At 73.6% G+C, this 11,852-nt stretch carries 11 protein-coding genes; 2 read left to right on the top strand and 9 right to left on the bottom strand.

The genetic code is table 11. The annotated features are described in order from the left end of the window. The first annotated feature begins 160 nt into the window (after positions 1–160). Together sigJ and ABZ842_RS34130 are read left to right on the top strand one after the other, a co-directional pair. Complete coding sequence (gene sigJ, locus ABZ842_RS34135) at positions 161–1,090, top strand: RNA polymerase sigma factor SigJ (RefSeq protein WP_361545950.1); 930 nt, start codon at positions 161–163, stop codon at positions 1,088–1,090. Positions 1,091–1,390: 300 nt separating this feature from the next. Beyond that, entirely contained in the window at positions 1,391–2,179 is a 789-nt protein-coding gene (locus ABZ842_RS34130) for a GntR family transcriptional regulator (protein WP_361545947.1), read from the top strand. Positions 2,180–2,296: 117 nt separating this feature from the next. Here ABZ842_RS34130 and ABZ842_RS34125 read toward each other — a convergent pair whose 3' ends face one another. From ABZ842_RS34125 to ABZ842_RS34085, 9 genes are all read right to left on the bottom strand, one after another. After that, positions 2,297–3,454 (bottom strand): ROK family transcriptional regulator, encoded by a 1,158-nt coding sequence (locus ABZ842_RS34125; RefSeq protein WP_361545965.1) that lies wholly within the window; start codon positions 3,452–3,454, stop codon positions 2,297–2,299. 148 nt (positions 3,455–3,602) lie between these two features. Continuing rightward, positions 3,603–4,148, bottom strand: coding sequence for a G/U mismatch-specific DNA glycosylase (gene mug / locus ABZ842_RS34120; RefSeq protein WP_361545944.1), 546 nt, complete (start codon positions 4,146–4,148; stop codon positions 3,603–3,605). A 13-nt stretch (positions 4,149–4,161) separates the two neighbouring features. Further along, positions 4,162–5,595, bottom strand: a complete 1,434-nt coding sequence (gene purB / locus ABZ842_RS34115; RefSeq protein ID WP_361545962.1) for an adenylosuccinate lyase — start codon at positions 5,593–5,595, stop codon at positions 4,162–4,164. Between the two features lie 287 nt (positions 5,596–5,882). Further along, positions 5,883–6,665, bottom strand: coding sequence for an SGNH/GDSL hydrolase family protein (locus tag ABZ842_RS34110; RefSeq protein ID WP_361545941.1), 783 nt, complete (start codon positions 6,663–6,665; stop codon positions 5,883–5,885). Between the two features lie 125 nt (positions 6,666–6,790). Further along, the gene (locus ABZ842_RS34105) at positions 6,791–7,804 is read right to left on the bottom strand and encodes a hemolysin family protein (protein WP_361545938.1); all 1,014 of its coding nucleotides are present in this window, start codon (positions 7,802–7,804) and stop codon (positions 6,791–6,793) included. Then, positions 7,801–9,162 carry a hemolysin family protein gene (locus ABZ842_RS34100; protein ID WP_361545935.1) on the bottom strand — a complete coding sequence of 454 codons (1,362 nt, stop codon included), beginning with the start codon at positions 9,160–9,162 and terminating at the stop codon, positions 7,801–7,803. The genes ABZ842_RS34105 and ABZ842_RS34100 overlap by 4 nt, the downstream gene beginning before the upstream one ends. A gap of 277 nt (positions 9,163–9,439) precedes the next feature. Continuing rightward, the gene (locus ABZ842_RS34095; protein WP_361545933.1) at positions 9,440–9,904 is read right to left on the bottom strand and encodes a GNAT family N-acetyltransferase; all 465 of its coding nucleotides are present in this window, start codon (positions 9,902–9,904) and stop codon (positions 9,440–9,442) included. Between the two features lie 99 nt (positions 9,905–10,003). Next, positions 10,004–10,903, bottom strand: coding sequence for a TIGR03621 family F420-dependent LLM class oxidoreductase (locus ABZ842_RS34090; protein ID WP_361545930.1), 900 nt, complete (start codon positions 10,901–10,903; stop codon positions 10,004–10,006). Between the two features lie 50 nt (positions 10,904–10,953). After that, positions 10,954–11,634, bottom strand: coding sequence for a class I SAM-dependent methyltransferase (locus ABZ842_RS34085; protein ID WP_361545927.1), 681 nt, complete (start codon positions 11,632–11,634; stop codon positions 10,954–10,956). Between the last annotated feature and the right edge of the window lie 218 nt (positions 11,635–11,852).

The following is an 11,852-nucleotide window of genomic DNA, read 5'->3' as shown; positions in this document are numbered from 1 at the left end:
GCGCCCCCCCCCCCCCAACCGCCCCAACTGTGGGGGGGGGCCCCGCCGGGCGCGGGCCGGCCCCCCGGCCGCTCCCCCGGGGCGTTGTGCCCGCCCCCGCCACCCCGCCACGGACGCAATCTCCTGGACATTCCGGTGCCCCATCCGTTGGGATGGCGGTGTGGCGAGTGAACTGCTGACCGAGACCTTCGAAGAGCACCGCCCCCTCCTGACAGGGGTGGCCTATCGGATGCTGGGTCGGTTCGCGGACGCCGAGGACGTCGTCCAGGACGCCTGGCTGCGCTGGTCCGCCGCCGACCGCGGCGACGTCCGGGAGCCGCGCGCCTACCTCGTACGCGTCGCCACCCGCCTCGCCCTCGACCGGCTGCGCCAACTCTCCGCCCGGCGCGAGACGTACGTGGGGCCCTGGCTGCCCGAGCCGGTCGCCACCGGCGGCGCCGCCCTGGTGGCGGGCGCGACGGACACGGCGCCCGCCGCCCCCGACGTCGCCGAGCGCGCCGTCCTCACCGACACCGTCTCCTTCGCCGTCCTCGTCGTGCTGGAGTCGCTGTCCCCGGCCGAACGCGCGGTGTTCGTGCTGCGGGAGGCGTTCGGCTTCCCGTACGAGGAGATCGCCGCCGCGCTGGAGCGGTCCGAGCCGGCCGTGCGCCAACTCGCCAGCCGGGCCCGCAAGCACGTCGCCGAGCGCAGGCCCCGCTACGACACCGACCCCGTCGAGGCCCGGGCCGTGACGGAACGCTTCCTCGCCGCGGCCTCCGGCGGTGACCTCAACGGACTGCTCTGCCTCCTCGCGCCCGACGCCCGACTCGTCGGCGACAGCGGCGGCAAGTCGAAGGCGCCGCTGCGGATCATCGAGGGCGGGGACAAGGTCGCCCGCTTCCTCGCGGCCGTGGGCACGGACCAACTGCCGGACATGGAGGTGCGGATCGTGGAGGCCAACGGCGCCCCCACCGTGCTCGTGCTGTCGGCCGGCGCACCCGACCTGGTGCTGCAACTGGGTCTCGTCGAGGGCCGGGTCGCCTGCGTCTACCTGGTCCGCAACCCCGACAAGCTCGGAGGCATGACGGACTCCGCCGCCCACCGGCTCTAAGACCCCGCCCCGGCACTGCCTCCCCGCCTCCCAAGGCCGTCGCCCGCCGTCGGAGGTTTCGGCCGCAAGCCAATCCGGCTGTCCGGAAACCTCCGCACGGTGTTGTTCATCTCTTTCACCGCGGTGCTAACAGCTCGTGAACGCTCAGCGGATACGGTCGACTTCAGAGCGTGACCGGAGCAGGATTGGTCTTGACCAAGGTTCCGACCCGCCCTATGGTCGGCAGGGATAGTGCAGGAACCTTTAAAAAACAAAGGCGCGGAATAGCCGCCGCCAACACGGCGATTGCGGAGGATCAGGGTGGGGACCACGCAGCTGGAATCTGTGCCGGAGCCCAAGTACTGGCAGCTGAAGAACGTGATCGGGGAAGCGCTCGACTCCGACTTCACGGTGGGGGAGATCCTGCCCAACGAGCGTGATCTGGCCGCTCGTTTCGGCGTCGCCCGCGCCACGCTGCGCCAGGCGCTGGAACAACTCGAACTGGAGGGCCGTCTCCAGCGCCGCCGCGGCGTCGGGACGACGGTCGCCCCTCCGCGCCAGGGCGTGGACGTCTCCACCACGCAGCACGCCTGGCCCGGCGCCACCGCGCACGACGGCTGGCAGGCGTTCGACTGCGACACGGCGACCCCGCCGGCCGCCGTCGCCCGCGCGCTCGGGGCCGCGCCCGGCGAGAAGACGTACGCCCTGCGCCGACTGCGCACCTCCCACGGCCAGCCGCTCGCAGCCGAGCTGCTGTACGTGCCGGCCGCGTCCGTCCCCGAGCTCTCGGCCATAGACGCCCCCTCCGGCGAGGCCCGCGCGCGCCGCGTCGTGCGCGAACTCCAGCGCCTCAACCTCGAAGGGCAGGACCGCGCGGTCGAGTTGGGCTCGGCCCGGGCCGACGACGCGCGGGAGCTGGACCGGCTGCCCGGCGCCCCCGTCCTCGTGGTCACCACCCGGTACTTCTCCGCGGGCCGTACGGTCGCGGTCTCCGTCGCCACCTACCGCGCGGACACCTGCCGGCTGACCTTCGGGGACTCGGGCGACGTACGCATAAGCCACCACGACGCCGACGTGCACGCGCACGGCGAGGAGCGCCGCGCCTCCTGACGTGCGCCGGGCAGTGTCCCCCGACCGCCCGTCGAACGCCGAAGCCGCCCCGCGGGAGACGACTCCCCAGGGGCGGCTTCGCGTGTGCGGTCCCGGTTGCGTACGGCGCGGTCCGGCTCAGCCCCGCGCCGACGCCCTGCCCTCCACCGCGAACAGCTCCTCCTCGACGTGGTCGAGCGCTATCCGCAGGGCGCCCGTCGCCACCGCGGCCTCCCTCAGCAGCGAGAGCACCACCCGTGGCGGGCGCAGGCAGTACTGCTCCAGTTCGCTGCGCAGCGGCTCCAGCAGCCCGTCGAGCCCTGCCGCCCAGCCGCCGATGACGACCAGCTCCGGATCGAGGGCGAGGACGAGCGCGGCCACGTCGTGCACCAGGCGCTGGATGAACCGGTCGACGGCGGCCTGTGCCCGGGCGTCACCGCCCTTGGCCAGCGTGAAGACCTCCGCGACGGCGTGCTCGTCGAGCGGGCGCAGGGCCTGGTCCGTGGTCGACAGCAGCGTCTCGGGCCGCGATTCGCGGCCCAGCAGGTGCAGCGCGCCGATCTCGCCCGCCGCGCCGCCGAAGCCGCGGTGCAGCCGCCCCCCTATCAGGGAGCCCGCGCCGGGACTGAGTCCCGCCAGGACGAAGACGACGTCGTTGCAGTCCTTCGCGACGCCCTTCCAGTGCTCGGCGACGGCCGCGGCGTTCGCGTCGTTCTCCACCAGCACCGGGCAGCGGAAGGAGCGCTGGAGGCGCTGGCCGAGCGCGAGCCCCGTCCAGCCCGGGAGCGCCACCCCCAGCCGCACCGTGCCGTCGGCCTCGACGATCCCGGGGGAACCGACCCCCACCGCCCGCAGGTTGTTCCGCGAGACCCCGGTGCGCCGCAGCACGTCCGCGATCACCACCCGGACCCGGTCCAGCCGGTCGTCGGCCGACGCCGTCTCCGACACCTCCCGGGACGCGGCGCCGATGATGCGGCCGTCCAGTCCGGAGACGAGCGCCGCGACGCGGTGCGGGCCGATCTCGATGCCCAGCAGGTGGCCCGCCTCGACCCGGAACCGGAACCGGCGGGCGGGGCGGCCCTGACGGCGGGCGCCGCCCTCCTCCGGCACGCTCTCGGCCACCAGTCCCGCCTCGATGAGACCTTCCACCACGCCCTCGACCGTGGGACGGGACAACCCCGTCAACCGGGTCAGGTCCGTGAGCGTGGGGGAGCCCGAGTCCCGCAGCGCATGGAGTACCACCGCGGAGTTGATCCGCCGCAACAAGGACGGGTCTCCGCCGGTCAGCCGCCCCACCGTGTGCCCTTCCAGCCCCGGCTCGAACAGCCCGGGCATATCGTCTGCCGGATGGTACTCGCTGGCCGCGCGGGGCGCACGAGCAGGGCGTGATCGACGGGACCCGTCGGGGCGCTCGGGTTCGCCCGGCCCGCCCCGGCCGCCGGGCTCACCGGGAGTCCTGGCGCAGTCGTGCGTACTCCTCGGCCATCGTCTGCGCCGTCCAGTGCGCGTTCAGACCGCTCGGATTCGGCAGCGCCCAGATCCGCGTCCCGCCGATCGTCCGCTCCTGCGGTCCGATGCGGGCCTTGGGCTCCTCGAAGGCGGTGCGGTACGCGGTGACGCCGACGACCGCGAGCCACGTCGGCCGCAGCCGCGCCACCTTCGCCGCCAGCAGCCGACCGCCCTCGCGGAACTCCTCGGCGCTCACCTCGTCGGCGCGCGCCGTCGCCCGCGCCACCACGTTGGTGATGCCGAGGCCGTACGTCAGCAGCTCGCGCTGCTCGGCCGGCCGCAGCTGCCGGGGCGTGAACCCCGACAGGTGCAGCACCGGCCAGAAGCGGTTGCCGGGGCGGGCGAAGTGGTGGCCCGTCACCGCCGACATCAGGCTCGGGTTGATCCCGCAGAACAGCACGGAGAGCCCCGGCGCCGCGACGTCGTCGATGACGCCGTCGCGGGCGGCCCGCAGCTCTTCGGGCGGCGGCAGGGACGACACCGGCGGATCCGGATCAGAGGATCGCGCCGGGGGCGTAGCCGGCGGCGGCCGGATGCCGCTCGACGACCTCCTCGACGGCCCGGACCACCGCGGCGACCTGGTCGGCCGCGGCACCCGTGAAGGACAGCTTGTCGGCCATCAGGTCGGCCAGCTCCGCCCGGTCCAGCGGAATGCGCTCGTCCGCCGCCAGCTTGTCGAGCAGCTCGTTGCGTTCGACGCCCTGCTCGCGCATGGCGAGCGCGGCGGCCACCGCGTTCTCCTTGATGGCCTCGTGCGCCACCTCCCGGCCCACCCCGGCCCGCACCGCACCCATCAGCACCTTGGTGGTGGCCAGGAACGGCAGGTAGCGGTCCAGCTCGCGGGCGACGACCGCGGGGAACGCGCCGAACTCGTCGAGGACGGTGAGGAAGGTCTCCAGCAGCCCGTCCAGCGCGAAGAACGCGTCCGGCAGCGCCACCCGGCGCACCACCGAGCACGACACGTCGCCCTCGTTCCACTGGTCGCCGGCGAGTTCGCCCGTCATCGAGGCGTAGCCGCGCAGGATCACCATCAGGCCGTTGACCCGCTCGCAGGAGCGGGTGTTCATCTTGTGCGGCATGGCGGACGAGCCGACCTGGCCGGGCTTGAAGCCCTCGGTCACCAGCTCGTGGCCGGCCATCAGCCGGATCGTCTTGGCCAGCGACGAGGGCGCCGCGGCCAGCTGCACCAGGGCCGAGACGACGTCGTAGTCCAAGGAGCGCGGATAGACCTGGCCGACCGAGGTGAACGCCCGCTCGAAGCCCAGGTGACCGGCGACCCGCTGCTCCAGCTCGGCCAGCTTCGCCGCGTCCCCGCCGAGCAGGTCCAACATGTCCTGCGCCGTGCCGACCGGGCCCTTGATGCCGCGCAGCGGATAGCGCGCGATCAGCTCCTCCAGCCGCCCGAAGGCCACCAGCAGTTCGTCGGTCGCCGTCGCGAAGCGCTTGCCGAGGGTGGTGGCCTGGGCGGCGACGTTGTGCGAACGGCCCGCCATCACCAGCTCGGCGTGGTCGGCCGCGAGGCGGGCGAGCCGGGCGAGCACCGCAACGGTGCGGTCGCGCACCAGCTCAAGGGAGAGCCGGATCTGCAACTGCTCCACGTTCTCCGTCAGGTCCCGGGACGTCATGCCCTTGTGGACCTGCTCGTGCCCGGCGAGCGCGTTGAACTCCTCGATCCGCGCCTTCACGTCGTGCCGGGTGACCTTCTCGCGCTCGGCGATGGACGCCAGGTCGACCCGGTCGAGCACGCGCTCGTAGTCGGCGAGGGCCGCCGCGGGGACTTCGACCCCCAGGTCGCTCTGGGCGCGCAGCACAGCGAGCCAGAGCCGGCGCTCCAGCACCACCTTCTGCTCGGGGGACCACAGGGAGGCCAGCTCGGCGGAGGCGTAGCGGCCGGCCAGGACGTTCGGGATGCGGGGCTTCGCAGACACAGCAGTCACGTGGCCGCATTCTACTGTCGATTTACGCAGGCCAGCGCGCCGGCCCCGGTTGTGCGATCCTCCAGGCCGAGGTTTCCCTGCGGGGGGCGCGGGCATGTGCGGGTGCGTCGTGGTTGCTCGCGCAGTTCCCCGCGCCGCTAGAACCCGTTCTCCAGCCCGCAGAAGAATGACGGGGGAAGCGAAACAGGGGCGCGGGGAACTGCGCGACAAGCCACAGACGGGCCGCAGACACCGCAGCACAGCGCGCCGCACGGCGAAACCGCGTCCGCCGCCGGGGGCTACCGCGCCGGCGGTGGGTCGTACGGGAGGAGGTCGGGGCGCTTGGCCGGTCGGCCGTCGCCCGATGAGCGGCCCGTCAAGCGGCGCCCGATCCAGGGGCCCAGATGGCGCCGGGCGAAGCGTGCGTCGTCCGTCCGGCGCACCAGCCACGCGGGCGGCACCGCAGCCGGCAGCGGGGCGCCCCAGTCCTCCTGCGCCGCGAGACCGAGGGACTGCCAGACCGCCTCGGCCACCCTGCGGTGCCCCTCGGCCGTCAGATGCAGCCGGTCCGCGTCCCACATCCGCCGGTCGCCCAGCGCCGGCGCCCCGTACAGGTCCACCACCACCGCGCCGTGCCGCTCGGCCAGCACCTCGATGTGGGCGAACAGCTCCTCCATCCGGGGGCGGCCCATGTCGAGCACCCGGCCTTGCCGCCCGGGGCTGCGCATCAGCACCAGCTGTCGACAGGCGGGCGCGAGCGTTTCCACGGCCTCCTCCAGCAGCCCGCAGACCCGGCCCATGTCGACCCGGGGCCGCAGCACGTCGTTCAGACCGCCCACCAGCGTCACCAGGTCCGCCCGCATCCCGGCCGCGACACCGACCTGGTCCGCCACGATCTGCCCGATGAGCTTGCCGCGCACGGCGAGGTTCGCGTAGCGGAACCCGGGTGATCCGGCGGCGAGGCGGGCGGCCAGGAGATCGGCCCAGCCGCGGTAGGAGCCGTCGGGCAGCAGGTCGGACATGCCCTCGGTGAACGAGTCGCCCACTGCGACGAAGCTGGTGAAGTCGTTGATCTGCGCCATGGTCGATCGATCCTACCGGTGCGTACCGCACGGGCCCCACACGAGCGAGCGGCCCGCCCCGCACCCCGCGAAGGGGTGCGGAACGGGCCGCTTTGGCACGTCGGCGAAGGCCGCGGCGGTACGGGTCAGTCCGACCGGCCCACCAGCTCCCGCAGCACGTCCTCCATGGTCACCAGGCCCTCCGGCGTGCCGTCCTCGTTGAGGACCGCGGCCAGGTGGGTCCGGCTGCGCTGCATCGCCGTGAGCACGTCGTCCAGCGGCGTGACCGCGCGGACCCGGGCGATCGGCCGCATGGCCGCGACCGGGAAGGCCACGTCCCGCGGCGCCGCGTCCAGGGCGTCCTTCACGTGCAGGTAGCCGAGGATGGTGCGACTGGAGTCGATCACCGGGAAGCGGGAGAACCCGGATTCCGCGGAGAGCTGCTCCAACTGCTCCGGGGTGGTCCCCGCCTGCGCGTACACCACCCGCTCGGCCGGCATCACGACGTCCCGAACCGGGCGGCGGCCCAGCTCCAGGGCGTCCCGCAGCCGCTCGGTGGCGCGCCCGTCCAGCAGGCCCGCGTCACCCGAGTCCACGACCATCCGGGCGAGGTCGTCGTCCGAGAAGGTCGCCGCGACCTCGTCCTTCGTCTCCACCCGCAGCAACTTCAGCAGAGTGTTGGCGAAGGCGTTGATCGTGAAGATCACCGGCCGCAGCGCCCGGGCCACCGCCACCAGCGGCGGGCCGAGGATCAGCGCACTGCGGGTGGGCTCGGCCAGGGCGATGTTCTTCGGCACCATCTCGCCGAGGAGCATGTGCAGATACGTGGCCAGGGCCAGCGCGATCACGAAGGAGATCGGGTGGATCGCCCCCTCCGGCACGCCCAGCGAGTGGAAGACCGGCTCCAGCAGATGCGCGATGGCGGGCTCGGCGACGATGCCGAGGACCAACGTACACAGGGTGATGCCGAGCTGGGCCGCGGCCAGCAGCGCCGACACGTGCTCCAGACCCCACAGCACGCTGCGGGCCCGGCGGTTGCCCGCCTCGGCCTCCGGCTCGATCTGGCTGCGGCGCACCGAGATCAGGGCGAACTCGGCGCCGACGAAGAACGCGTTGACCACCAGGGTCAACAGACCGATCAACAACTGGACGGCGATCATCGGCCGGCCTCCCCGGTGTTCGCGGCGGACTGGCCCTGCTCATCGGATTCGGTGGGCAGGGGCGCGTGCAGCAGCACGCGGGCGGCACGCCGCCCGGCCGCGTCCACCACGTCCAGTCGCCACCCCTGGAGGTCGATCCGGTCGCCCTCGACCGGGATCCGGCCGAGTTCGGTGGCGACCAGGCCCGCGAGGGTCTCGTACGGGCCCTCCGGGACCTTGAGGCCGACCCGCTCCAACTGGTCGGTGCGGGCGGCGCCGTCGGCCGACCACAGCGAACGGCCGTCCGCGTCCCGGCCCGCGGGGGCCAGGTCGGACGTCTCGTGCGGGTCGTGCTCGTCGTGCACCTCGCCGACGACCTCCTCGACGATGTCTTCCATCGTCGCGACGCCGGCCGTACCGCCGTACTCGTCGATGACGACGGCCATCGTCGACCGGCCGCCGAGCTGGTCGAGCAGCCGGTCCACGGTCAGCGTCTCGGGCACCAGCAGCGGCTCGCGCAGCACCTCGGACACGCTCAGCCGGGGACGCAGCTCGGCCGGGACGGCCAGCACGTCCTTGATGTGGGCGATGCCGACGACCGTGTCCAGGTTCCCCCGGTAGACGGGGAAGCGGGACAGCCCGGTCGCCCGGGTCGCGTTGGCCACGTCCTCGGCCGTCGCCTGCACCTCCAGGGCCGTGACCTGGACCCGTGGGGTCATCACGTTCTCCGCGGTCAGGTCGGCCAGGTTCAGGGTGCGCACGAACAGCTCGGCGGTGTCCGCCTCCAGTGCGCCCTCCTTCGCCGAGTGCCGGGCGAGGGCGACCAGCTCCTGCGGGCTGCGCGCCGAGGCCAGCTCTTCGGTCGGCTCCATGCCGAGCCGGCGCAGGATGCGGTTGGCGGTGTTGTTGAGGTGGCTGATCAGAGGCTTGAACGCGGCCGTGAACAGGCGCTGCGCGGGCGCCACCACCTTCGCCACCTGGAGCGGCGACGAAATGGCCCAGTTCTTGGGGACCAGCTCGCCGACGACCATCAGGACGACCGTGGACAGCGCGGTGCCGAGCACCAGCGCGAGCGACGACGCGACGGAGGGGGAGAGGCCCAGGTCCTCGACCGGGCCGCGGATGAGCTTGGCGATCGACGGCTCGGAGAGCATGCCGACGATCAGGTTCGTGACGGTGATGCCGAGCTGCGCGCCGGAGAGCTGGAAGGTGAGGCCGCGCACGGCCTTCAGGGCGCTGGCGGCGCCGCGCTCGCCACGGGCCGCGGCACGTTCGAGGTCGCTGCGCTCGACCGTGGTGAGGGAGAACTCCGCCGCGACGAAGATGCCACAGGCGAAGCAGAGCAGCACCGCCACGATGAGGAGGAGCACTTCGGTCATCGGGTCACCTCCGTCCCATGATCGGGCAGGGGCGGGAGGGCCGCGCGATGTCGTTCGGAGCTGTTGACGGGTCTGCTACTAGGAGGCTCGTCCATGGACGGGACGCTCACACCTTTCGTTGGGAAGGAGCTGTGATCCACCCCATCGTAAAGGATCGGCAAAGTAGCGACGGGGGGACCGGCGGGGACGGAAGCGGAACGGACCGGGCACCGCCCCGCGGGGGTGCCCGGTCCATCGTGTCATTCCCGTCCCACGGCCTCCCGCCGTGGCCCCGGCTTCACGCCCCGTGCGCGGCCCCGACGGATGCGGCGCCGACCGTCCCGTACGGCTTCACCCAGCGCCGCCAGTGGTCCTCCCGGTGGTACCCGGCCGCCGCCCACGCCCGCTGGGCACGCTCGTTCACCTCCAGCACCATGGCGTCCCCGCGCCGCCCCCCGACGGCGGCGAACCGCTCCTCGGCCGCCTTGAGCAGCGCCTGCGCGATGCCCTGCCGGCGGTGCGCGGGGAGGACCGCGAGCCGGTACAGCGAGCAGCGCCAGCCGTCGAAGCCGGCGATCACCGAACCCACCAGCTCGCCGTCGGACGTCTCGGCCAGGATGAGGGCGGCGGGGTCGCGGTCGATCAGGCGCATGACGCCTTCGACGTCGTCCGTGATGCTCGTGCCCTCGGCCGCCTCCTTCCAGAAGGCGAGGACGGTCTCGGCGTCATCGGCCGTGGCAGTACGCAGGTGCAGGTCGGTCATGGCCCGAGCCAAGCACGGGGCGCCCGGGCCGTGCCACCGGCTTTCCCACCCCCTGGGCAGCGGCCCCCCTCGGGCAGCGGCATCCCTTGGGCAGCGGCGTCATGCCCCGCGCAGCTCGGCGATGACCCCGGCAAAGGGCTCCGTGGCCGGGTCGAGGACCGAGAAGTACGTGAATCCGTACCGCGCGCGGTGGCCCCGCAACTTCTCCGCGACCTCCCGGGCCGTGCCGATCGCCACCGTGGGCAGCGCCAGCACCTCCTCGGCGCTGCGCCCGGCGAGGACGGGAGTGTGGTGCCGCAGCTCCTGCGCGCAGCCGAGTGCGTCGTCGGTGATCCGCACCACCTCGAACACCAGGTTCAGCTCCACGCCGTCCGCCCGGTCGCCCGCGGCCCCGCGGAAGAACTCGACCCGCTCCTCCAACTCGGCCGCGTCCAGCAGCTGCGGGCCGTCCGGAGTGTCGCGCCCGGCGACGAAGCCGACGCTCTGCGCGCACTCGGCGGCCAGGGTCAGGACGCGGTCGCCGCTGCCGGCCACCAACAGCGGCGGACAGGGGCGCCCGGTGACGGCGGGGGCGTGCCCCTCGTCCGCGAGGAGCCGCAACACCTCCTCGACGGTGCGGCGCAGCCGGTCCACCCGGCCGCCGGGGCCGAGGAATGCCAGCCCCGCCCGCTCGTGCTCCGCCCGTGCGTACCCCGCGCCCAGACCGAGCTCCAAACGGCCGTCGGTGAGCGCGTCCACCGTCGCCACCTCGCGCGCCAAGAGCGCCGGGTTCCAGAAACCGGCGTTGAGGACGTAGGTGCCGAGCCGGGCGCGCTCCGTCACGGAGGCTGCGGCCACCAGGGCCGGGAAGGGGGCCGCCATCCCGAGGTGGTCCGGCAGCTGGATGACGTCGTAACCGAGCTCTTCGGCACGCCGGCACCGGCGGCGCCACTCATGGCCGTCCGTCGGCGCGGTCACCATGCCCACCGAGAAGCGGAAGGGCCTGGCCTGTCCCGTCATCCTGCACGCTCCGAGTCGGTCGTTGGCTGGAGGGGCGCGGTCGGCCGCGGTCAGTCCGGGGCCGCGAAGGGCTTGCGGGCCACCCCGATCACACACGGCGACGACGGCACCTGAAGACCGCGCTCCGGCACCCTCAGCCGTCTGTGCACGCCCAGGTCGAAACCGGCCGCCTCGATCGCGGCCAGGGTGTCCCGAGCGGTGTGGCAGCCGCCGAACAGCCAGGGCCACACCGTACGGTCCAGGGCCCGCTGCGCCCGGGCCATCCCCGGCGTCGGCGCCCGGACGTGCTCGAAGAACCGCAGCTCGCCACCGGGGCGCAGCACCCGCAGGATCTCCCGCAACGAGCGCGGCAGGTCCCGTACGGAACACAGCACCAGCGATACGACCGCGACGTCGAACGCCTCCGACTTCACCGGCAGCGCCTCCGCCGCACCCGGGACCACGTCGACCGGGACCTCCGCCCGGCGGGCCGCCCGGCGCGCCAGCGTCCGCAGCGTGCCTTCCGGCTCGATGGCCACGACCTCGGAGACCGCCGACGGGTAGTGCGGGAAGTTCAGGCCGTTGCCCGCCCCGATCTCGATCACCCGCCCCGACGCGCCGGCGAGCAGCTCGCCCCGGTGGGTGCCCACCCCCGCCCGCTCGTCGGCGGCCACGCTGAACCGGGCGTAGAAGCGGGCGAAGACCGGGTGGTGGACCGCATCGCGCGGCGGGTTCGGCTGGGGCCTGGGCATCACGGGCCTCCTCGAAAGGGGCGGTGCGTCACGGCCATTCTCCCCCGCGACCGGGCCCGGGACACCGCCTACGTCGTGTCCGCAAGGTCCCGCGCGCGTTGCTGCGTCTTTTGACGTAGCCGCCGTTTCCCTGCGGGCCGCAGACGTCATGACCGCACACGCACCACGGCGCCAGCGCGCCCGCCAAGACGGCGGCACCGCCGGACGGGCCGCGCCGG

This window comes from Streptomyces sp. NPDC047315 (assembly GCF_040643215.1).
Lineage (GTDB): Bacteria > Actinomycetota > Actinomycetes > Streptomycetales > Streptomycetaceae > Streptomyces.
Note: the sequence above shows the minus strand (reverse complement) of the source record. Positions and strands in the feature narration are given on the sequence as shown.

Coding starts and splice junctions, on each gene's coding strand:
- ABZ842_RS34105 (WP_361545938.1), bottom strand. CDS start 7,804: ATGATCGCCGTCCAGTTGTTGATCGGTCTGTTGACCCTGGTGGTCAAC.
- ABZ842_RS34090 (WP_361545930.1), bottom strand. CDS start 10,903: ATGACGGGACAGGCCAGGCCCTTCCGCTTCTCGGTGGGCATGGTGACC.
- ABZ842_RS34110 (WP_361545941.1), bottom strand. CDS start 6,665: ATGGCGCAGATCAACGACTTCACCAGCTTCGTCGCAGTGGGCGACTCG.
- ABZ842_RS34095 (WP_361545933.1), bottom strand. CDS start 9,904: ATGACCGACCTGCACCTGCGTACTGCCACGGCCGATGACGCCGAGACC.
- ABZ842_RS34100 (WP_361545935.1), bottom strand. CDS start 9,162: ATGACCGAAGTGCTCCTCCTCATCGTGGCGGTGCTGCTCTGCTTCGCC.
- ABZ842_RS34085 (WP_361545927.1), bottom strand. CDS start 11,634: ATGCCCAGGCCCCAGCCGAACCCGCCGCGCGATGCGGTCCACCACCCG.